Raw genomic sequence first — 21,559 nt, forward strand, 5'->3', positions numbered from 1 at the left:
TCGCCCGTATCAGTGGAATCACTGATAAATCATCGTGAAAGTCACACTGCTATTGGCCGAACCGGCTCCTGATGCGCCGGTCGCGATGTATTGCGCAAAGTAGTTCAGAGTACCTGAGCCCGATGTCACATTACCGATCTGGCTGTTTTGAGTTGCCAGCGGATTGCCCAGCAAAATTTTGCTGGCATCAGCGTTCAACAGTTGCAGCTCAACATTGGCTGCTACGCCCGCGCCTTGCAGGATCAGGTTATTACTGGCTGCATTGATGGTAGGGCCAGGCTCAAAATAGGTCTGTGCTTTTGTCATCGATGCTGAGCAATTTGTGAGCGCGATGGTAAAAGGTGTTCGTCCGGCGACGCTGCCAGCAGTTGCCAGCGCAGCAGTAGAAACCGTAGGCAGCGCAACATTAATCGTCACTGGAGCAGTGGCACCATTCAGATTACACGTCGATGCAGTCACCTTACCGGTGATATTAATCGTGCCATCGATCGCGGATGCGGTACCAGGCAACAACGCCAGCATACTGACCGTTGCGGCAGTCATTACCGGCAATAACGTAGATTTGATTTTCATATCAGTCATACCTTTCATTCAGTGGATGTCACACAAAAAAACAAAGTCACGAAATCAGAAGTATGTAAAACACGGGATGCTAATCCGGTGAATTGGCATGATTACCTGCAGCCTGACATGCCATATTTTTCAATTCGTATGCAAAGGAGGAATTAACAAAAATCCTGTATTTTCCTTACCCCACTAATACGGCAAGCTTGGCGGTGATTTTTCTACACCATACTTTTGAAGTCCGCGGGCAAAGTATAGGTTGTCAAGAAAGCAGGATATGTCATCAAATGTTAAATAGCTGCACTGGAAATGTTAGCTGTTGTTAAAAATTTCACAATGGAAATTAAATATTTTCCATGAAGAATTTTACTTTCCTTTATTTCATCAATCTGGTGCGGCCAGCGTTGAACCTGGTGCAAACCAGCAGAAATTTTGAATGTGGCGCTCTTAACACACACTACAAAGCAAAAAGGCCGGTCAGCAAATTTGCATGACCGGCCTGTATCCGCCTAAGCTTGTACAACGAAATTAAAAGTGGCGATTTCGTATAATTAATTGATCAATCCTTGAGAAAGTCATCAAAATTATTGGTATTCAGTCGTCACCAAAATATTCGCTTGCAAGCCCGGATATTTATCCAGCATTTCTGCGACATTTGACCATTGCGCCTGCCCCCGCTGCAAAGAAAGCTGAGAACGCACAATCAGCTGAGCTGCTTCGTTACTTAGTTTGCTCAAGCTTCCAGCTGTCGCAGTCTGCGTCTCAGACGGCAATACTTCTGCGGTAGTTCTGACTTGCGTTATGGAGGAATGGCACTGGTTATAGGAAACGGCCTGACGATTGTCTGCCGCCTGCACATTACATGTCGCAGTAGTGACCGCTCCACTGAAAGCGATACGTCCGTCATGGGCTGACGCCTGCCCCGCAGCAGCCAGCATACTCAAGGCGGCTAAGATAACGCCAACGGTCTGGTTTTTCATAATGGTCTGCCTTTTAGTCCCGGATGAAAAAGAAGAAAAATCAAATGTCGCCCGAGCACTTAACCCGCTCTTTAAGCTGTCATTTAGTTTCCATATGGGAATAGTAGTTTTTCCAAGTGGAAATTTCCAATAGGAAATTTCAATCAAGTTCCAGCTTTGAGAAAGAAAAACCACGCCGTTTTAATGATACGCAAACATCGCTTATAACTTTTATCAAGATCCTTACCATAAGGATCACGGGAACATAGTATTGCTGTTATGAATCATGCTTTTTACCCATCTATCCCTTCATTTTTGCATTCTGTCGCAAGGAAATTGAACGAATAAATAGCGAGGAATAACATGCCTGCATCAACCAAAAAACAACGCCTGTTCATCCACACTCAGCACAAGGAGCAAAATCATGAAAACGAAAAAAACTTATATTGCATTTGGCATCCTGACTTGCGCAGCCATCCTGGCCTTAATTTTTCAACTATCGCCAGAAACTCATGTCGTCTGGGATGATGAAGAAGTCGGTGGTGTCGTCGGCTGGGGCTTGGGCTTTTTTGGCATACTGATAGGTTTAGGCGCGAGTTTTTTTGCCTTACTGATTACCGGCTTGGTCTTTGCCAGTCTGTCAGCAGTCATGGTGCTGGTATTTGCCGCAGTTGTACTGGCAGTCTGTTTTGCACTGGCTCCCTTGTTACTGCCCTTCCTGATCCTGGCTGGGCTGATCATGCTGATGTCACGCCGCAAAACCGTGTCCTGAACTGAGCGAAGTACAGAGCGCAGCTCATAGGTCAGCTAAGCTGGCAAATCAGTTGTCAGCCTGAGCGACACAGTCAGAAAATCAGCAGCACTCCCATCATTCATGCAGGCAGAGACTGGTACAATTCCGCACCCATTTTCTCCTGCATGACCATGAAATCTCCGGAACTCCGCAAAGAACTCTCAGAACTCACACTGCATAAACGTGGCATACGCATCAATCTGCAATTACCGCTGATAGAAAGCGAAGACGAGATCACGCTGCGCAGCTGGGAACAATTGCGCGATCGTTTGCTGGCGCTCCATCTGTGCTGCCTGGCTGCCCAGCCTGAGCAGCAAGCGGATCTGAACAATCTGATCACTAAGCATAACCTGCAGCACATCCTGTCGGCACAGGAGCAAGCCTGGATAACCCACCAACAGCAGCCCGCCGCGCTGCCTGACTTCGCCATGCATTGCCACTATGCGCTGCACTTTCTGCAATGGGCAACCGGCCTGCAGCCCGCACCAGGTATGCCTGACCGGGCTGAGCGCTTAGCCGATCTGAGCCTGACTCACCATTTATTCGAGACGACGAACAGTCCAGCTTCGGCCCCTGCGGCGCTACGCCTGCGCAGCAAATCTGAATTGCTGGACTGGGCTGATTTACTTTATCGTTTGCACTGGTCCGTGCGGCACGCCCACATCACTAACAAACCCACACCCGGCAGACTGCATGCAGCCAGCGTACTGGCCTGGCATCAAGCAGCTAACTGGCTGATCGCTTACGACAATGAAGACGACTGGGATCAGGTCAGTACCGAAACCGGAGGCTGAGCATGTGTGTCAACTTCACACCTAGCCGCAAGGATCAGCTCAACACTGCATTTTCTGTACAGCCGCCGGCATCCTGCGATTGGAAAAACGAAGTCTGGCAAGATGATGCCGCCCCAGTCATCATTGCTGATGCCAGTGCGGGACGAATCTGCATTTCAGCCAGTTATGGCATGTTGCCCAAGCATCAGTTCGCGCCCGGCAGCAAACGCTACAGCACCATGAACGCACGTGCTGAAACCATCGCCAGCCTGAAATCCTATCGGTCTGCCTGGCAGCATGGTCAACGTTGCGTCGTGCCTATGCAGAATTTTTTTGAACCTAATTATGAGTCCGGTAAAGCGCAGCGCTGGCATATCGGGGTGCAGGGGCAAGATAATTTCTTAGTGGCAGGTCTGTTTCAGGCCTGGGAAAGCGTGGATAAGTTGCTCAGCTATTCATTCACTCAAATCACCATCAATGCAGATCAACATCCATTAATGAAGCGCTTTCATCAGCCGGGCGAAGAGAAGCGCTCACTGGTGATACTGCCCGCTGAAAACATCGATGCATGGCTGCATTGCCGTGACCTGGAACAGGCCCGCGACATGCTGCAGCTTTACCCGGCAGATAAGATGTGGGGCCGGCCGGTTGATACCAACCCACCAGCGCAAGCCAGTTTATTCTGAGCTGGCCGGCGCCTTAAACCAATCCTGCTTAGGCACTACTTTTTCATGTCCGGGATCGCCCAGATAATGCGGTGACATAATCTGTACGCCATAGCTATTGAAGACATCCTGGATATTGGCATGCAGCAGATTGATGACCTCGGCCCGTGGTCGCGGCTCGGTCGGGATGGCGTGACAAATCAGCAGATACTCAGGATAAAAATCGGACAAGGCAGTCTGAAAAACTTTAGGTGCAGGATGGGTTTGCACACCTTGCGTACGACTGGCGGCCTCTATCAACATTGCTTCCACCTGACGCCATGGTGTGTCGTAGCCTATCGTGACTTTGGTATCAATCACAAAGCCATCGCCACCGACTACGCGCGAATAATTTTTGGTCACATTATTCAGCACAAAAGAATTCGGCAGTGTCAGTTCTACGCCCATGCCATTGCGGATGCGGGTCGTGAACATACCCAGATCGGTGATGGTGCCTTCATGCTCGGCCACGCGGATAAACTCACCTTTACGATAAACCCGCGAGTAAGTCAGGATCAGGCCACTGGCAGCCTGCCCGACCAGGCTGGAGGCGCCGAGTGAAATCATCAGACCAACTAACACTGACACCCCTTTAAATGCCTCGGTACCTGAACCTGGCAAATACGGATAAGCCATCGTCAATGCAAACAGCCAGACTGCGATGGTCGCGATTTTACGCGTTGGTCCCACCAAATCAGCGTCCAGCCAATCCACCTCAATTTGACGGTTCTTCACCAGGTCAAAAAACCGTCCCATCGCATGCGTGAACAGTTTTGCCAATCCAAAAATCACTACTGCAACAAATAAGTCCGGGATCGCTTTGAGTATGGCGCCCCCCAGTGTCAGCACCAACCCAAACAGATAGGCATTCAACTGCTCGCCCCAAGGGCGGGTGAAAGGAAACAGCGACATCAGCACACCCAGCCACTGATAGCTGAGCAAGAAACTGAGACCCCAACTCAGTATCTGGCTGGCTTTCAGTATCAGCCAATGCAAACGCTCACGTTTAATCAATGCAGAACCAACGTCCTGCAGTTCCGCCAGTTTTGCGTTAGCAAAGATCAGGCTGCGGCGCATCACAATGCGGCGCAACTTCCAGACCACCCACAATAAGCCAGCAAAAGACAGCGTCGCCACCAGCGCATATAGCGCTGCATGCAGCATACTGCGCAGATTGCGGCTTTCCTCGTATTCGCTGATCGCCAGTTGCAGGGCCTGCTGCGCCTGCCGGCTTACGCTGTCCAGTGTTTCCTGCTGAAAAGGATCAACATCTTCCGGCGCGATATAAAAGCTGCCGCTGCCGTCTATCTGCACCAAAACTCCGGGTGATACATGACTGAGACCGACTTCATGGCGTCCAGGTTTTTCCAGCTGTTGTTCAATTCTTGCGCGGGCGCGCTGCATCCTGTCTTCCGGCGTCATGCCAAGTACGCTGGCTCTGAGCGTCATTATCTGGCGGTTAAATATCTGCAGTCTGACTTCGGCCGGATGCGGGATGCCGCTTTTGCCCGCATCCTCTGCAGCGCACACAACAAACGTCAGACATAAGAACATCAAACCTAACAGTGGCCCCAAGCTGCGCCGGATGGATAAAAACATAGCGTTCCCATTTCATGATCAGCAATAACTGCAAGCATGACCGCCTGCAAAACCATGCAGCCTGTTTATTGATGTGCCGCACAGCATGCTGATAATAACAAGACAATTGCCACTATGAATAGCAATCTGCCACCTGCCGCAGCTTTTTGCGGCTTTCAACACAGACGCTTTCCACACTTAACTGGATAGCAGTGAATCTCCTCAAGAGTCAGTACATTTAACAAAATATTGCCTTAGATCACTATTTATTTTCTTCTCCATATTACTCTTACACACTACAATGACTTATCTCAGTTTGACTTCTGGCTGGCACATCATGAACAAGCTCACATTGAAACCAATACTCCTCGCTGCCGCACTGTGTGCAGCAGGTTTTTCCCTGCACCTCGCCCATGCGTACAGCTTTGACGATGGTGTTGCGCTGTATGAAGAGCAGGATTTCCCAGAGGCAGCAACAGCCTTTCTGGAGGCAGCAGAGGAAGGCAATGCGGATGCCCAGTTCAACCTGGGCCTGATGTATCTGAATGCAGAAGGCGTGGACGAAGATTACGAGCAAGCATTTGCCTGGTTCGCTAAATCAGCCGAACAGAATAATCCACGTGCCCAAACCAATCTGGCGCGTATGTATGCCAAAGGCAAAGGTGTGCGTCCTGACTACGATGCCGCTGTCACCTGGTTCAATAAGGCAGCTGAACAGAATTATCCGGATGCGCAATACAGCCTGGGCGTGTTATATGTGACTGGCAATGGCGTGCCACTCGACTACAACAAAGCCCGAGATTTATTCCAGAAAGCCGCCGATCAGGGCAATGCCAGCGCACAGTATCAGCTGGGTCTGATGTACTTCAAAGGCAAGGGCATGGAAGTGAATCAGGTGGAAGGCTATAAATGGCTGGAACTCGCTGGCGACTATAGCGATGCTGCCGTGTTCCGCGAATTCGCTCAGCAATCCATGTCCGCCGCAGACCTGGAAAAAGCCGCTGCACTGGCGGAAGAATGGAAAGCCAGTCAGGAAAACAATTCTTAATACTCAGGTTTTGCGCCCGGCAAAAGCATGCAGCATCTCCAGCACATGGGATGCTGGCGGCATTTCTGCCGTTTTGTAGACTAGCTGCGCCTGGCGGTCGAACAAAAAAATATTTCCTGAATGCCGCTCATTCCCCACTATCGGCCCTTTTAATAAAGCCAGTATCGCTGACAAGTCCTGTTCACGCGGTGCCAATACCTGCCACAAAGGATGGGCAGCAAATTGCTCACGCCATTGCCGCATCGCCGCTGCCGTATCCGTCAAAGGGTCTATGCTCAGGGAAATCAGCTGCAGGTCTTTATCCTGACTGGATATCTTCGCTGCAACCGCAGCAAACAAAGCACCCTGCAGCGGACAAATCGCACTACACCCGGTGAACATGAGCTGCACAGCCGTGACTTTCCCTGCTAACAGCCGCTGCAAAGCGATGCGCTGGTTTGCGCTATTCAATACGCTGATCTCATGTAAACGACGTGGCGGCCGGATAAAGCCAAATGGATCATGCGCAGGCGGTGCAGCCTGCACCCAGGCGGGCAGACACAGTGCTGCGGCCTGCAACACAAACTGACGCCGTCCGGTCAGCGCGTCTGATTCAGGAATTGCCATAGCGCTGAACACTGTTCATCATTGATTTGAAAAACCGGCATATTCCTGGAAATCAGTATATGCGCGGGATCGATACCGGTTCTGAGTACCCGACAAAAACTACCCAACTCATAGCTGGAGGCCGGGCCGCCACGGCGTGACTGCCTGTTACGCAGCACGCCTGCTTCTAAGGCCGGAGCAAAATTCTGCGCCAGCTTGTCAGTGGTCGCATTGGCTTTGCCGGACGCCTGGCTGGAAGCATTGCTGTGGCAATTCACGCAGCGGCTGGCCATGGATGGCAATGCGATATCCTGCCCTCTGAGTTGTGCACTAACTGGAAGCTGACCCGTATACAGTTTTCTACCCAAGTCAGTCGCACTCTGGTTCGCATCGCTGCCCGTTGCCACTAACAGCAGCGGTGCGCACAGCGCAGCCAACAGCCGTCGTTTGAGCGGTGTGAAGCGCTGGCTCATCGTGCGCTAATCCAATCTAGCAAGCGACTCCATTGCTGCTGCACATTGGACCATGCCTGACTCGCCAATTGCTGCAACTGTGCCACAGGGCTATCCGCCAGCATTGCTGTCTTCGCCTGCACACCTGCCGCTGGATTGCTGACATTCGCAAACAGCACGGATTTCTCAGCCGCGTTATCTGCATTAATTTGCCGGAAATCGCCCTCCCAGACCGGGTCACCCCAATTCACGCCGTCGCTGCTGACATAGAAATTGACCAGACTCATGGTGCCATTACCACCACCCACACGTGGCAGGTAACGGAAGCCAGCAAGCTCTTGCGCTCCGCCCAGATCGACCTGGAACCAATGTGGCGGGCGTGGATTGGCCGTTTGCCACTGGGTATGCCAGATCGTATCTTTGTTTCCGTCAATCGCATTCGCAGCAGCACCGTTCTCGCCTTGCAGTTCTGCGCTGTCTGCGCTGGCTTTCCAATTGCTACGCGCCAGCAAAGCCCCCTGCTCATTGACCAGATTAAATTCCGCCATCGAACCCCAGGCATTGTTATTCACCTCGCCCAGTTGCTCCAGCTTCACATAACGGACCGCGCCACCTGTCAGTTCTGCATTGCCGATCTGATTGACAAAAGCTGCTAACTGATTGAGCTCAGCATCCGTAAAGGAGCGCATTTTTTGCGCACCGGCACCCAGTAATGGGGGATTGGCCGCATTGATGGTCGCCGGATTATGCGCTGCAATCGCCTGCTGTACCGTCGCAGCAGAGCCATCATGCAAATAAGGCGCAGTGGCCCAGACATCGCGTAAAGTCGGCACATCCAGACCCGTCAAAGGCGTGCCCTGACGCTGGCCGCTGCTGGCTTTGAGGGTGCCGATGTTATACAACTTACCCAAGGCCGTACCACTGACCGTAAAGTTCACCCCAGTGTGACAAGATGCGCAGTAAGTATTAAACAGACCGCGTCCCGCCTTGCCATCCACTGTCAGCGAGTTATCCGGATTCCGATAAGGGCTGGCATCAACCTGGCGCAAGGATGCCATGTAAGCCGCCAATGCATCCAGATCAGCGCTGAGGCCCGCCTTTTTATCGCCTAAGGGCTGATTGCGGGTGCCGGCATTGTAATCCGCATCCTTCATCAATCCTGTGCCTTGGGCAAAGCTGCGGATCTGGGATTCAAAATCCTGTAGCTCGTCAAAATTTCCTGACCAATGCAGATTCATCTGGCCACCGGCGCGGCCACGCAGGCTGATGGTATTGCGTAAGCCCTCGCCTAAACCGGTAAAGTCCCAGGTACGGCCATCGGTTCCAGCCTCGCTGTGGCAAGCGGTACAGCTGAGCCAGCCGCCACGCGCCAGACGTGGATCACGCGCATCATAGAAATGCTGTTTCCCGATTAAAACCTGTGCACTGAGTTTCTCAGCCGCGATGGTGGATGCCACTTGTACTGCACCCACCTGCATTTGCCCACGCTGCAGCATAGCTGTCAGATCGAAACGACTGACCGTGCGGTCCATAAAATTATTAACGAACAGCACATTGCCATCGCTGGAAAAACTCAGTCCCTGTGGTGCGCGCCCTGCATCAAAGCGGAACATTTCGCGTGCACCAACCGGATCAAGCACCGCGATCTGCCTGGTGTTTTCCAATGCGAGGAACAGATACGCACCACCCGGATGAAACGCTGCCGCACTGACCAGACCGGTGCTATTGATATCAACTCGGGCAGCGTAATCCTCTTTCATGCTGTTGAGATTAATGCGCGAGCTGATCGCTCTGACCGTGTTCTGAAAGTCGAGATTTTTTCCATCGCGCAGACTACCGCGCAGTATATTGTCCTGTTTGGATGGTATCCAGGCTGAAACGCCATCCGGTGCAATCGCAGCGGCGGCCAGATAATTGGGTATGCCGCGTCCCTGAGTTTGTGCATCCTGTTTATCACTATGCTGCAGGATCACTGAGCTTTGCAGGCGCAGAGGATGCGTATTTGCTACCACCACAATACCGCCATAATTGACGCCATTGACCGTCGTTTGCACCTTGGCTGTACCTTCACCAGGCAAAGCTGGCGTAATAAAGCGTGATACCAGCAGACGATCACTGTCCTGATGCAAACTCAGATAACGCGGCGTGGCACCGACACTGAGACTCGCCATCTGCTTGCCAGTCGCGCTGTCGATTTGCCACACCTGGCCCAGCGCTTCCAGCGCGACATACAGGCGCGCTTCATTAGCCGCCGCGACGATGCCGAACGGCTGGCTACCCACAGGCAAGGCCACGGTATTGCTGACTTTCAGTGTCGTGCTATCGATCACACTCAGACTGGCCGCATCGCGATTGCTGACCCACACTTTGCCATCTGTCGTCAGCGCCAATTGGCGCGGCCCTTTACCTACCGCAATCTCAGCCAGTTTCTGCAGATTTTGCGCATCCATCACCGTTACGCTGTCATTGTCCGGATTCACCACCCAAATACGGTCACCGCCAGTGCGTTTTTCCGTCAACAGCGCGGTCGATGCGCGCGCCTGCCCCGCAATCGCAGGGGTCGTCACCGCCTGATAAAAACTATAGGTGGAGATAATGCCGGACAGGTTTTTTACTGTCGCAGTAACACGGTACAGCCCGGGCTGAGTGTATTGATGCGTCGTCGTCGCGCTGGCACTGAACGTGTTGGAATTAGCGCTGCCATCGCCAAAGTCCCAGGCAAAAGTCAGACCACTGCCGGTTGCATTCACCTGATAACTGACCGTCGATCCGTTGATTTGCGCTTGTACATTGACCGGTGAAATCACCGCCGCAGGCAGCGTCACATTCATCACGAAGCTTTGGGATGCGACGCCACCACGACCATCGCTGACACTGGCACTGACCATGAAACTGCCGTCGCGGGTCGTGGTGCCGCTGATCAGACCGGTCGCGGCATTCAGGGTCAAACCGGGCGGCAAACCAGATGCAGTAAAACTCAGGGTATCGCCATCAGGATCATTCGCCTGCAAGTTGAGATTCACGGTCTGCCCGAGCTGCACACCGGTGAAGGTCGGCATATTCAAGGTCGGCGCACGGTTTGCGGGACGACCATACACCTGCACTTCTGCGAGCTGCAGGAAGTTTGTGCCAGCCAGTTGTACTTTGACGTAACGGCCACTGGCTTTCAGGTCCAGTAACAGATTGGATGGAGCGACTCCGGCGTAATAGGACTTAGTAACAGCGGTATCAGCCAGCAAACTGTTCAGGCTGCGGCCACTCATGTCCTGCGCCGACGCCAATACATAGAAATTGCCCAGACGTTCGGCACAGCAATCGCTGCGATTCCAGATGCGCACCCGGCTCAATTCTTGCACACTGCCGAGATCGACCTGCCACCAGTCATTGGCGGCTGTTCCTGCGGTATGGGTAACACTGCCATTGGCGAGATTGCCATCACTGATGCCATCGACTGCGCGTGCGCTGTCAAAATTCTGATACATGGATGACTGTGAAGTCGCTTTTCCACGCGCCAGATTGTTCAGATATATCGTTTTCTCTGCCGCGTTGTTCTGGAAATCAGCCAGATTTCCTTCCGCGACAGGATTGCCCCAGTTCACGCCATCGGCACTGGTGTAAAAATAAAATCTGGCGATGGTACCGTTACCGCCGCCTGGCCTTGGTAAATAGCGGAAAGCGCTCAGCTGCATCGCTTTGCCCAGGTCGACCACAAAGGAATGTGGTGCAGCTGTGGCGTTGGCAGTCCAGGCAGTATGCCAAATCGTATTCGGATCACCGTCTATGGCATTGGCCGGGCCATGATTACCAGCCTGCGCTTCAGCACTGTCTGCACTGACCTTCCAACCCGCGCGTGGCAGCAAATTGCCATCCTGATCCAACAAATTGAATTCCGCCATCGAGGCCCAGGGATTACCGCCTACCTCAGACATCTGGACCAGCTTCACAAAACGGGTGCTGCCCGCAGCAGCGACATTCCACACAAAATCGCTGCTGACATACGCGCCGCTACTCTGCGCAAACACAGTGACAGAATAGCTGCCTGCCTGTGTCACCACACCGGAAATCACACCGCTTTGCGCATTGATGCTCAGACCTGGCGGTAATCCGCTGGCACGAAAACTCACCGCACCGGGTGCAGCTACGGTCGCCGTAATATTTAAGGAAACATTGCTACCAGTATTAGAAAACTGGTCGTCAGGCGCCTGCAGTTTAGGCGCATTGTTGCCGTGAATATTAATCGTCTTCGCAATTGAAGGCACACCTTTGGCATCCAAACCGAACAGCATGTAATTACCAGGCAATAAGATCCCTGGATTGCCCGGTATATTCAGCGTGTATTGCCCTGCCGCGCTGCGCGTAAAGCTGAGTGCGATACGGCGCTGATCGTTGTTGACCGTATGGGTCGTGGCCGACAGGCGTATTAAGGCAAACGCAGCGATACCGTCAGTCGCGCTGACATTGATATTACTGCCGTAACCAGCCGTTGCCGGTACCGTCGTCAAGACCGGACGATTGGCCGCTGTACCATCTGCGTTCAACAAATAAGATGGCGTATAGACTTGTATATCCTGATGGTTCGCCGCACAGCCATTGCCACACAGGCCGCCACCTGCGGACAATACGCGTCCGTCATGCATCAGCAAGGCGACGGAGTGATACACACGCGGTACCGACATGGCAGGCAAAGTCGTGAAAGTTTCTGTCACCGGGTCCCATAATTCGGGCGCCAATACTGCGGTGTTATCGGAGAACGGTACGGGACGGGTCTGTCCACCTATCACCATCACCTTGCCATCCGGCAGAACTACCAGATTGGAATAAGCGCGCGCGTAACTCATGGAAGCGAGTTTGCGTACTGACAGGCTGCCATTGGTGTTGATCAGGTAAACGGAATTGCTCGCATCGGCGTCCTGATAATCTTTAGCACCACCAACTTTGAGTATCTTTCCGGCGTCGTACATGACGGTGTTTCCATTCATGGAATCAGCGTCGTCTGCACGTTGTCCAGCCGGTGACACCGAGCCATTGCCGCGCGTATCTATCCAGTTCATATTGCGACTTGGCCCCGCGTGCAAGACTTTGCCATTGCCGGTTGGGATCAGCCACATATGATTATCACCACGGTACACACCACCGGCGTCATTGGTCAGCATATTGGCGACCGAGACTCCACTCAGGCGCCGCCAGCCATTGGCGTTATCCCAGATTTCGCCATGCTTGTTGCCGGCACCGCCAGACCAGGAACCACCCAGTGTGAACACCGAGCCATCTGCCAAGGTGGTCGAGGCGTTGTAACCACGGGTGATGTTCATGTTGGCCGCTGAACTCCAGCTTGCATTGGCCGGGTTGTAGATACTGGTTTTGCCGCTATCGATGCCGCCATTCACCAGCAAGCGGCCGTCACTGAGCAAGGCCGTACCCGGACAAAACATGTCATGCCCGGTAGCGCTGATCAGCGTTTCTGTCGCTTTATTGGTGAGGGGATCAAAATTCGAGAAATAAGTCTGCCCGCCTGCGCCAAACGAGAAGCGGTCATTAGCAGACCAGAACAAGACATGTCCATCCGGCAAATTGGAGGCCGCTGCAGGCACCAGCGACAGCGGGATAGGTGCCGACCATGAAGAAGGCGCTGCAGGCGCAGCACGCAAACTATCGAAAGCCAGGCTCAGATTGCTGCCACTTTGCTCAGCAGAAGCTTGAGGCGCAGACTGATTTCCGCCACAAGCCGCCAGCGACAACATCAAGATACTGCTCAATACGGGCAAAACTGTAACTCGCGTTACATATGTTACAGTTTTCACATTTGGCGCAGCCAACACAGCCCGTACAGCTTGCATTTCTGAAAATTGATAGCGCATTCCGGTACCTGATTTCGATAGTTAACTCAAGAAGTTCGCTATGCTAAATTCAGTTACCAATAGTTACAATTGTCAAAAAGAAATTACATTTCTCTACGTTAATTTTTCTTGAAGGAATTCTCTATTTTTCTTGCTTGTCTTTGCCTGAACTGAGTTTTCCTTAGCTCGAAGCAATTGTGCTGAAATACATTTTCTGCACATCACTAAAAATCCAGGCAATCATGCTGAGACGCAATGTTCATCATGCTTTCAGGAATGTTGCCTCTAGTAGACTATGCAAAAATAAGCAATGTTCTCTACGCTCAATAAGCCTGAAATTCCTTCGAAAAACAGTTACCCGTGGAAATTGAAAATGATTGTTAATTTAATTATTTTATTTGTGAATCATTTTTAAATGACGTGAAAAGTGGGGATTTATTACAAAATCCCCGTATCTGGTTCAATTGCTGCTACCAATTTTGCTCAAAATTCACTCAAAAACGATGCTAAATGACTCATGCTTACAGTCATTTACTGTCAGTCCAGCCGCGCCAGCGCATCGAGTATAGGCGCAGCCGCATCGGCGATGCGATCTATACTGAGTTCACGTAATGCAGCCAAATCAACTTTGTGCTCACTGCGTAAGCCGGCCCAGTGCAACAAAGCCTGACAAGCTTCAGGATGATCGAACATGCCATGCAAATAGCTGCCCAGTATCTGGCCATCGGCTGAAACTGCGCCCTCACCTTCAGCCTGCCCATCCAGCCTGAACGCCGGTGACAGTTTGCTGACATACGTCACCCCCATGTGGATTTCGTAGCCACTGACGCGTGCCTCATCAGGATCAGGTGCAAACGCACACACACCTGTGACTTGCTGCAGCCTTTTTTCGCGGGTCAATTCGGTAACCGTATCGAGCAATGCGAAGCCCGCCGTGATGCCTGGCGCGCTTTCCACACCATGCATATCGCTGATCTGCTGGCCCAGCATCTGATAACCGCCGCAGATGCCGATCAGCTTGCCGCCATAGCGTAAATGCTTACGCAACACGGTTTCCCAACCCTGCTGGCGCAAAAACTCCAGATCCGAACGGGTGTTTTTACTGCCGGGCAAAATAATTAAATCTGCCGCAGGGATGGCCTGATCCGGGCCGATGAATTGCAAATCCACGTCAGGATGCGCGCGCAAGGCATCGAAATCGGTGTGGTTGGAAATGCGTGGAATGGCAGGCACGATAATGCGGAAGCGGCCACTGCCATGCTGACTGGATTGAATCGCATCCTCGGCATCAAGCTGCAATCCGTGCAGATACGGCAGCACCGCCAGCACCGGCTTACCGGTTTTTTCCTCCAGCCAGCGCAGACCCGGTTCCAGCAGGCTGATATCGCCGCGAAAGCGGTTAATCACAAAGCCGATAATGCGGTTTTGCTCGGACGCAGACAAACAAGCCAGCGTCCCCAGAAAATGGGCGAACACGCCGCCACGGTCAATATCCGCCACCAGAATCACAGGGCAATCGACCGCTTCGGCAAAGCCCATATTCGCGATATCGCGTTCGCGCAGATTGACTTCAGCCGGGCTGCCCGCACCCTCCACCACGATCACCTGATATTGCTGTTGCAGGCGCTGATAAGACTCCAGCACCGCCCCCATCGCAACCGTCTTGTATTGGTCATAGTCACGCGCATGCATGTCAGCACGCACTTTGCCGTGGATAATAATTTGCGCGCCAGTATCCGATGAAGGTTTCAGCAATACCGGATTCATATCGGTATGCGGCAGTATGCCAGCGGCCTGCGCCTGCAAAGCCTGAGCGCGCCCGATTTCACCGCCATCCACCGTCACCGCGCTGTTCAGCGCCATATTCTGCGGCTTCATTGGAGCCACACGCACGCCCTGGCGTTGCAACAGGCGGCATAAGGCCGCGACCACGGTACTTTTCCCGGCATCAGAAGTCGTGCCCTGCACCATCAGTGTCGTCAGTTTCATCTATTTGTTTTCTATGCAGTTCAGTTACAGCATGGCCTGTGCGGCTTGCCAGTCAGCGATCAGCACATGGATTTGTAGCAGCCCGTGCTGGATCGCAGCCGGGCCAGGCGACAGAATATCGGGGGATTTAATTTCAAATACCCGTCCATGTCTGACCGCAGGAATTTGCTCCCAGCCAGGTCGCGCCATCAATTGTTCAGGCCGGAATTTTTTACCGCACCAGGAAGCGATGATGATATCCGGCGCGCGCCGTATCACTTCGTCGGGATCGGCAATAATGCGGTCTTTCGCGCTATAGAAAACAGCCCTATCTGCAAATACATCCTCACCACCAGCGATCTCGATTAATTCCGATACCCAGCCTATACCCGACATCAGCGGCTCATTCCACTCTTCGAAATACACTTTGGGACGCTGTGTCCATGCTGTCGTGTCGCGCCTACAGGCCGCGATCTGCTGCTCGAGCTCAGCCACCAGCGCAAGGCCAGCTTCTGCCCGGCCAGCCAGCATAGCCAGCACTTGTATCATATGCAGGATGCCCGCCACATCACGCTGATTAAAGGCATGCACCTCTACCCCGGCACTGATCAGTTCGCGGCTCAGTTCTGCCTGCATATTCGAATAGGCGACTACCAAATCGGGTCTGACGGCCAGTATCTTTTCTACTTTGGCCGAAGAAAATCCACTGATCTTAGGCTTCTCTTCACGTGCACGCGCCGGTCTGACCGTGTAGCCGGAAATCCCGGCCACCAGATCTTCGGCACCTATCGCATACATGACTTCAACTGCCTCAGTCGATAAGCAGGCGATACGCTGATATAAACTCATGACTTCACTTTCTGTACTGCTGTGGCTGACTGTGTTCCTGACTGCGCACCGGTTTGACGGTGTAGTCTGGCCTGCTCCAGTGCTTCGCACATGGCGCGTGCGCCTTCAATCATGCGGGGGCCAGGGCGGTTCATCAAATCGCCATCAATCGCCACCAGATTCTGATTTTTGTTGGCCAGCAAAGTCGGGAAGCTCTTCCACTGTTCCAGCATAAGGCTAATACGCTTTTTGTTTTCGGCTGCCAGTATCAGTTCCGGATTTTCCTGCAATACGGATTCTATGCTGACCACCGGTGCTGTGGTGGTGAGCTTGCCGTAGATATTTTCACCACCGCAGCTGCGCAATACGTCATTGATAATGTGTTTTTCATTGAGCGTGTACAGCGGCTTATTCCAGACCTGATAGAAAGTGCGCACTACCGGTTTTTGCGCATAGCGGCTGGCAATCTGCTGCCATTGCAAGCGAAAATCCGCTGCCGCCAGCTCCGCTTTTTTGCTGGTCCCCATCAGTAGTCCCAGCTTACTCAGGGTCTCGGGGATATGCTCCATCTGATGCGGTTCGCTGAAAAAGAAAGGCACGCCGGATTGCTTCAGCAATTCCAGCTGACGATCAAATGCGCCATGCATCCAGACTACGATCAAATCCGGCTTGGCTGCCAGAATGCGTTCCATATCCAGCTGACGTAAATCACCGATACGCGGTATCACTTTAGCCGCTTCCGGAAAGTCGCTATAGCTGACGGTGGCGACGATTTTATCGCCAGCACCCGCAGCAAAAATCAGCTCAGTCACATGCGGTGCCAGACTGATCACGCGTTGCGCCGGTTTGCTTAAAGTGACCTGACGCCCCAGATCATCGGTCACCGTCAATTGCGCCGCTGGGGCCGCTATTGCTGCCGATGCAGATGCAGCAGAAACCGGCAATGGCAAACTGCTGCCCAATATCGCAACCCAAGCGAGTTGCCGCCATAAAGTGGTATTCATCCTTGTTTCGTCCATTCTTGTAAAGCCAGTTCTAAGCGCTGCCAGGCTGCCTCAGAAGCAGGCAGGCCAAAGCGTATGCCATGTGGTCGTTGCAGGCCCGGTGCGAAATAGCGGGTCCAGATGCCGCGCTGCGCCAGCCATTCCCATAAGGTTTCGGTCTGCCCCTGCAAGTCTTGTGCAGAAACCCATTGAAATAGGTCAGTGCCGCTACTGGGCAAGCGCTGAGCCTGCAGCAATTCGCGCAAACGCTGGCCTTGCAGCTGCAAACGCGCACGGGTCTGCTGTTGCCAGTCCAGATCACTGAGTGCGCGCAGCGCCACTTCCTGTGCCGGACCACTGACAGCCCAGGGGCCCAGCCAGTCGGCCAGGCGGGTCAGCAATTCCGGTGCGGCTGCCACAAAGCCCAGGCGTAGTCCGGCCAGTCCAAAAAATTTACCGACTGAGCGCAATACGATCAGACCGGCATGCTGCGCATGTTCAGTATGCGCAGCCAGGCTGATCTCAGGCAAGGTATCACCAAAGGCTTCATCCACAATCAGCCAGCCACCGCGCTGATGCAGGCGCTGCGCCCATTGCAGCAACTCTGCTGGTGCAATCCAGGCACCGGTAGGATTATTCGGCTGGCAGATCACCATCACATCGCACTCAGCGAGCTGCTGTGCCAGTTCAGAAAAAGGACATTCGCTGACTTGATGGCCAGCCTGCCGCCATTGATGCGCGTGCTCGGCATACGAAGGAGCGGACACCACCACGCGGCTGGCCGCACGCAAACGCGGCAAGGCCTGAATCGCAGCCTGACTGCCTGCCACCGCCAGTAAAGCCGGGGCCTGATAATAGGCTGATGCTGCAGCATTCAGCGCATCCGATATTTCTGGCAAGCGGTGCCAGGCATTACTGCTGAGCGCAGGTACAGGATAAAAATCAGGATTGATGCCGGTCGATAAATCGACCCAGTCCGCCAATGGCCGCCCATAACGCGCGACAGCATCGCGCAAATTGCCACCATGTTCAAGCATAGAATATTCCGCCCTGTCCCAAGCCCAGTGTGAGTAACACGGCGATACCCAGCCACAGCAGCGTGCTATGCCAGACCAGGTGCCATGCAGCCAGAATATCCGACGGCGCAGCACTGCGTCCTGCGCCTAAAGGTGGACGCTGTTCGTCCTGACCATCATAACGGGCGCTGCCACCCAGTTGTACGCCCAGCGCACCGGCACCGGCAGCCATCACGGGTCCCGCATTCGGACTGGGCCAGGCCGCAGTCTGGGTGCGCCAGCAATGCAAGGCCAGCCGGGTATTGCCGAGTAAGGCGTAACTGAGTGCAGTCAAGCGTGCCGGAATCAGATTGAGCACATCATCCACCCGTGCCGCCACACAGCCAAAACGTAAAAAACGCGGACTGCGGTAGCCCCACATCGCATCCAGGGTATTCGACAATCGGTACAACACTGCACCCGCACCGCCGAGTAACAGGAACCAGAACAAGGTACCAAACACCGCATCGCAACCATTTTCCAGCACCGACTCGACGCTGGCTTTCGACAAATACGCGGCGTCCGCCTCAGCGGTATCACGGCTGACGATGCGTCCAGTCAGTTGTCTGGCCTGCTCCAGATCGCCTGCATCCAGTGCCTGCTGTATCGGTAAATTATGCTCACGCAAACTGCGCAAACCCAGGCAAACATACAACAAGGCCGCATGCAGTAAGGGTGCCAGCCAGAGACTGGTGTAAGCGGCCGCATACAGGATTGCCTGCACCAGCAAGACGATAGGCAATACGCAGACAGCCCAAGCCAAACCGCCTTTGTAGCGGCTGACATTCGCATGATTCAGCCATCGTTCGATAAGGCTGGCCAGCTTGCCGAAGCCAATCAGCGGATGCCAGCGTCTGGTCTCACCCAGCAGACAATCGAGTAACACGCCCAGCAGCAATGCACAGCATAGTGTGAGGCCAGTCAGCATCAGCATGGACGGCTCCCTTTCAGGTACATGGGTAATCCGGCTGCGACCCACACCACCTGTTCTGCGATTGCCGCTACCGCCTGATTCATACGACCGGACTCATCGACGAAGCAACGCGAAATCGCACCCATAGGCACGATGCCCATGCCGACCTCATTCGATACCAGAATCACCTGCCCCGGCTGTCGTTCCAATTGCGCCAGCAGTGCAGCGCGTTGGGTGAGCCAGGTCGCCGGTAAAGTGATTTGCCCGACGTCAGGGAATTCCTGCTGTTGGGCGAACAAACAATTCGACAGCCACACCGTGAGGCAATCGACCAGAATCACGCAATCCGGTGCGGCATAGTGAGCGAGTACTTCCGCCAGTGCGATGGGCTGCTCCACCGTGAGCCAATGTGCCGGGCGCTGTGCCCGGTGCATGGCGATACGCTGCTGCATTTCGTCATCCTGACTGCCGGCCGTGGCGACATAGACGACGCGCTTTCCAGCCTGCTCAGCCTGCTCAGCCTGTACGGCCAGCTGCTCGGCATAACGGCTTTTGCCAGAACGCGCAGCACCGAATACCAGCGTGCAGCTCATAGCGCCTCACCCAGCAGTAAGCGTGCCATCGCCGCCGGATGCGAAGGGAAATACGCATGAAAATACGAGGCGCGTAAATTGCCGACCTGGTACACCGCTTCGCCCTGCTGTGCATCACGCTGTTTCACCGCATGGGTGGCAGCGGTCAGGCTGGTGTTGAAACTCGAGAAGTGAAAAGTATGGCCGCGTAATTCACCATCACTGGTGGACAGATACTGTGGCCCCAGCGCGGTCAGCCGCTTTTGCATCGTCACGGTGCCGGGTAACAGACCCGCCATAGGCCAGCTCAGACCCTGCTGATCGCATACCGTTTCTGTGAGCGCCATCATGCCGCCGCACTCTGCGTAGACTGGCTTGCCTGCTGCATGATGCGCGAGTATCGATGTTTTCCAGGTCGATGCCTGCGACAAGCGTTCAGCATGTAATTCAGGATAACCGCCAGGCAGATACACCGCGTCAGCCGAGTCAGGCACGGCCTGATCTGCGAGTGGCGAGAAAAATACCAGGCTGGCGCCAGCCTGCTGCAGGCACAGCAAATTGGCTGGATAAATAAACGCAAAAGCGGCATCGCGTGCTATCGCGATGGTTTTTCCAGCCAGCGGAGTTGAGTTTTCAATTACAGTCTCAGGTATGGAAAAAGTCGTCAGCGGTAAGGCTGCAAAAGCCTGCATATCGAGCTGTAACTGTTCTGCCAGCTGATCCAGGATGGTATCGAGTTGGCTGACTTCATCCGGCAACACCAGACCCAGATGGCGCTCCGGCAAGGTCTGCTCCTGACGACTCAGGGTACCGATCAGCGGAATATCACGCATCGCTTCTGCCACCATCTGCGCGTGTCCAGCCGATGCGATGCGGTTGGCAATCACTCCGGCTAAGTGCACCGGCCCGTAATCGCGTAAGCCCAATGCCAGCGCCCCCACGGTCTGCGCCATGGCCGACGCATCCAGCACCGCTAACACCGGCACACCGAATGCACGGGCTAAATCCGCCGATGAAGGCTGGCCATCATACAGCCCCATCACGCCTTCGATCAGGATCACATCGGCTTCCATCGCAGCCTGCGCCAGCAAAGCTTGAGATGCGGCATGACCGACCATCCATAAATCCAGCGACAGTACAGCATGACTGCAGGCGCGTTCCAGCAGCATAGGATCGATGAAATCCGGCCCCGTTTTAAATACCCTTACCCGCTGACCGGCGCGCACGAGTTTGCGTGCCAGCGCTGCGGTGGTGGTGGTCTTGCCTTGCCCCGAAGCGATGGCCGACACCAGCACCACCTTGGCCTGATGGCTCACCATTCCACACCTGCCTGCGCCACGATGCCGTCTTTAAATGCATGCTTGACGATCTGCATTTCAGTCACGGTATCGGCCACTTCTATCAATTCCGGCAAAGCACCGCGCCCGGTCACCACCACGTGCTGCATTTCAGGACGGGCATCGATATCAGCGATCACCTGTTGCACATCCAGATAATGATACTTGAGTGCGATATTCAGTTCATCCAGCACCACCAGCCCTATCGCCGGATCTTGCATAAATCGCTTAGCCTGTTCCCAGGCCAGCAGGGCTTTTTCTATATCGCGTTCACGGTTTTGGGTTTCCCAGGTATAGCCTTCACCCATGGCATGGAACTGCACTTCATCCGGGAAGCGGCGCAGGAAAATTTCTTCGCCGGTCGACATCGCGCCCTTAATGAACTGCACCACACCAACCTGCATGCCATGTCCCAGTGCACGCATCACCATGCCGAAGGCACTGGAGCTCTTACCCTTGCCATTGCCGGTATGAACCAGCAAGACGCCAGTCTCACGCTGGGCCTGTTGTATGCGTTCATCCATCAGCGCTTTTTTGCGCTCCATGCGGCGCTGGTGACGGGTATTGATATTGTCGGCGCTGCTATCGCCATTTGCAGTGTTAGTCATGA

General features: G+C 53.8%; 18 protein-coding genes. 4 read left to right on the top strand and 14 right to left on the bottom strand.

Annotated elements, in window-relative coordinates; translation table 11 throughout:
• Window positions 1-18: 18 nt before the first annotated feature.
• Together H8K43_RS08310 and H8K43_RS08315 are read right to left on the bottom strand one after the other, a co-directional pair.
• Window positions 19-573 carry a fimbrial protein gene (locus H8K43_RS08310; protein ID WP_186903412.1) on the bottom strand — a complete coding sequence of 185 codons (555 nt, stop codon included), beginning with the start codon at window positions 571-573 and terminating at the stop codon, window positions 19-21.
• Window positions 574-1,148: 575 nt separating this feature from the next.
• Window positions 1,149-1,718: a hypothetical protein gene (locus H8K43_RS08315; protein ID WP_186903413.1), complete on the bottom strand. Its 570-nt coding sequence runs from the start codon at window positions 1,716-1,718 to the stop codon at window positions 1,149-1,151.
• 229 nt (window positions 1,719-1,947) lie between these two features.
• Between H8K43_RS08315 and H8K43_RS08320 the strand changes: the two genes are divergently transcribed.
• From H8K43_RS08320 to H8K43_RS08330, 3 genes are all read left to right on the top strand, one after another.
• Complete coding sequence (locus H8K43_RS08320; protein WP_186903414.1) at window positions 1,948-2,295, top strand: hypothetical protein; 348 nt, start codon at window positions 1,948-1,950, stop codon at window positions 2,293-2,295.
• 152 nt (window positions 2,296-2,447) lie between these two features.
• Window positions 2,448-3,110, top strand: a complete 663-nt coding sequence (locus H8K43_RS08325) for a DUF4272 domain-containing protein (protein ID WP_186903415.1) — start codon at window positions 2,448-2,450, stop codon at window positions 3,108-3,110.
• A gap of 2 nt (window positions 3,111-3,112) precedes the next feature.
• Window positions 3,113-3,775: an SOS response-associated peptidase gene (locus H8K43_RS08330; RefSeq protein ID WP_186903416.1), complete on the top strand. Its 663-nt coding sequence runs from the start codon at window positions 3,113-3,115 to the stop codon at window positions 3,773-3,775.
• On the opposite strand, the gene H8K43_RS08335 is transcribed toward H8K43_RS08330, so the two are convergent.
• Window positions 3,767-5,392, bottom strand: a complete 1,626-nt coding sequence (locus H8K43_RS08335; RefSeq protein ID WP_186903417.1) for a mechanosensitive ion channel family protein — start codon at window positions 5,390-5,392, stop codon at window positions 3,767-3,769. The two genes, H8K43_RS08330 and H8K43_RS08335, sit on opposite strands and share 9 nt — an antisense overlap.
• 316 nt (window positions 5,393-5,708) lie before the next feature.
• Here H8K43_RS08335 and H8K43_RS08340 point away from each other — a divergent pair, with 316 nt between their 5' ends.
• Complete coding sequence (locus tag H8K43_RS08340) at window positions 5,709-6,419, top strand: tetratricopeptide repeat protein (RefSeq protein ID WP_186903418.1); 711 nt, start codon at window positions 5,709-5,711, stop codon at window positions 6,417-6,419.
• Window positions 6,420-6,422: 3 nt separating this feature from the next.
• Here H8K43_RS08340 and H8K43_RS08345 read toward each other — a convergent pair whose 3' ends face one another.
• The 11 genes from H8K43_RS08345 to cobO all read right to left on the bottom strand — a co-directional run bounded on the left by H8K43_RS08345 (window position 6,423) and on the right by cobO (window position 21,557).
• Complete coding sequence (locus H8K43_RS08345) at window positions 6,423-7,025, bottom strand: SCO family protein (protein ID WP_186903419.1); 603 nt, start codon at window positions 7,023-7,025, stop codon at window positions 6,423-6,425.
• Complete coding sequence (locus H8K43_RS08350) at window positions 6,998-7,477, bottom strand: hypothetical protein (RefSeq protein ID WP_230403776.1); 480 nt, start codon at window positions 7,475-7,477, stop codon at window positions 6,998-7,000. The genes H8K43_RS08345 and H8K43_RS08350 overlap by 28 nt, the downstream gene beginning before the upstream one ends.
• The gene (locus H8K43_RS08355; protein WP_186903420.1) at window positions 7,474-13,212 is read right to left on the bottom strand and encodes a discoidin domain-containing protein; all 5,739 of its coding nucleotides are present in this window, start codon (window positions 13,210-13,212) and stop codon (window positions 7,474-7,476) included. The genes H8K43_RS08350 and H8K43_RS08355 overlap by 4 nt, the downstream gene beginning before the upstream one ends.
• 618 nt (window positions 13,213-13,830) lie before the next feature.
• Window positions 13,831-15,282 carry a cobyric acid synthase gene (locus H8K43_RS08360; RefSeq protein WP_230403778.1) on the bottom strand — a complete coding sequence of 484 codons (1,452 nt, stop codon included), beginning with the start codon at window positions 15,280-15,282 and terminating at the stop codon, window positions 13,831-13,833.
• Window positions 15,283-15,306: 24 nt separating this feature from the next.
• On the bottom strand, window positions 15,307-16,110 hold the full coding sequence (locus tag H8K43_RS08365) for a cobalamin-binding protein (RefSeq protein ID WP_186903421.1): 804 nt from the start codon (window positions 16,108-16,110) through the stop codon (window positions 15,307-15,309).
• Window positions 16,107-17,093: a cobalamin-binding protein gene (locus H8K43_RS08370; protein WP_186903422.1), complete on the bottom strand. Its 987-nt coding sequence runs from the start codon at window positions 17,091-17,093 to the stop codon at window positions 16,107-16,109. The genes H8K43_RS08365 and H8K43_RS08370 overlap by 4 nt, the downstream gene beginning before the upstream one ends.
• On the bottom strand, window positions 17,090-18,109 hold the full coding sequence (cobD, locus tag H8K43_RS08375; RefSeq protein ID WP_186903423.1) for a threonine-phosphate decarboxylase CobD: 1,020 nt from the start codon (window positions 18,107-18,109) through the stop codon (window positions 17,090-17,092). Before cobD ends, H8K43_RS08370 begins: the two co-directional genes overlap by 4 nt.
• A complete protein-coding gene (cbiB, locus tag H8K43_RS08380) occupies window positions 18,102-19,055 on the bottom strand; it encodes an adenosylcobinamide-phosphate synthase CbiB (protein WP_186903724.1) in 954 nt (317 codons plus the stop codon). Before cbiB ends, cobD begins: the two co-directional genes overlap by 8 nt.
• Window positions 19,055-19,633 carry a bifunctional adenosylcobinamide kinase/adenosylcobinamide-phosphate guanylyltransferase gene (gene cobU / locus H8K43_RS08385; protein WP_186903424.1) on the bottom strand — a complete coding sequence of 193 codons (579 nt, stop codon included), beginning with the start codon at window positions 19,631-19,633 and terminating at the stop codon, window positions 19,055-19,057. Before cobU ends, cbiB begins: the two co-directional genes overlap by 1 nt.
• Window positions 19,630-20,931, bottom strand: coding sequence for a cobyrinate a,c-diamide synthase (locus tag H8K43_RS08390; RefSeq protein ID WP_186903425.1), 1,302 nt, complete (start codon window positions 20,929-20,931; stop codon window positions 19,630-19,632). Before H8K43_RS08390 ends, cobU begins: the two co-directional genes overlap by 4 nt.
• Window positions 20,925-21,557: a cob(I)yrinic acid a,c-diamide adenosyltransferase gene (gene cobO, locus H8K43_RS08395; RefSeq protein WP_186903426.1), complete on the bottom strand. Its 633-nt coding sequence runs from the start codon at window positions 21,555-21,557 to the stop codon at window positions 20,925-20,927. Before cobO ends, H8K43_RS08390 begins: the two co-directional genes overlap by 7 nt.
• Between the last annotated feature and the right edge of the window lie 2 nt (window positions 21,558-21,559).

This window comes from Cognatundibacterium curvum, assembly GCF_014284235.1.
GTDB lineage: Bacteria > Pseudomonadota > Gammaproteobacteria > Burkholderiales > Burkholderiaceae_D > Undibacterium > Undibacterium curvum.

Bases quoted from the DNA above. Each gene is read 5' to 3' on its own strand.
- H8K43_RS08310 (WP_186903412.1), bottom strand. From the start codon at position 573: ATGAAAATCAAATCTACGTTATTGCCGGTAATGACTGCCGCAACGGTC.
- H8K43_RS08320 (WP_186903414.1), top strand. From the start codon at position 1,948: ATGAAAACGAAAAAAACTTATATTGCATTTGGCATCCTGACTTGCGCA.
- H8K43_RS08325 (WP_186903415.1), top strand. From the start codon at position 2,448: ATGAAATCTCCGGAACTCCGCAAAGAACTCTCAGAACTCACACTGCAT.
- H8K43_RS08330 (WP_186903416.1), top strand. From the start codon at position 3,113: ATGTGTGTCAACTTCACACCTAGCCGCAAGGATCAGCTCAACACTGCA.
- H8K43_RS08335 (WP_186903417.1), bottom strand. From the start codon at position 5,392: ATGTTTTTATCCATCCGGCGCAGCTTGGGGCCACTGTTAGGTTTGATG.
- H8K43_RS08340 (WP_186903418.1), top strand. From the start codon at position 5,709: ATGAACAAGCTCACATTGAAACCAATACTCCTCGCTGCCGCACTGTGT.
- H8K43_RS08345 (WP_186903419.1), bottom strand. From the start codon at position 7,025: ATGGCAATTCCTGAATCAGACGCGCTGACCGGACGGCGTCAGTTTGTG.
- H8K43_RS08350 (WP_230403776.1), bottom strand. From the start codon at position 7,477: ATGAGCCAGCGCTTCACACCGCTCAAACGACGGCTGTTGGCTGCGCTG.
- H8K43_RS08360 (WP_230403778.1), bottom strand. From the start codon at position 15,282: ATGAAACTGACGACACTGATGGTGCAGGGCACGACTTCTGATGCCGGG.
- H8K43_RS08365 (WP_186903421.1), bottom strand. From the start codon at position 16,110: ATGAGTTTATATCAGCGTATCGCCTGCTTATCGACTGAGGCAGTTGAA.
- H8K43_RS08370 (WP_186903422.1), bottom strand. From the start codon at position 17,093: ATGAATACCACTTTATGGCGGCAACTCGCTTGGGTTGCGATATTGGGC.
- cobD (WP_186903423.1), bottom strand. From the start codon at position 18,109: ATGCTTGAACATGGTGGCAATTTGCGCGATGCTGTCGCGCGTTATGGG.
- cbiB (WP_186903724.1), bottom strand. From the start codon at position 19,055: ATGCTGACTGGCCTCACACTATGCTGTGCATTGCTGCTGGGCGTGTTA.
- cobU (WP_186903424.1), bottom strand. From the start codon at position 19,633: ATGAGCTGCACGCTGGTATTCGGTGCTGCGCGTTCTGGCAAAAGCCGT.
- H8K43_RS08390 (WP_186903425.1), bottom strand. From the start codon at position 20,931: ATGGTGAGCCATCAGGCCAAGGTGGTGCTGGTGTCGGCCATCGCTTCG.
- cobO (WP_186903426.1), bottom strand. From the start codon at position 21,557: ATGACTAACACTGCAAATGGCGATAGCAGCGCCGACAATATCAATACC.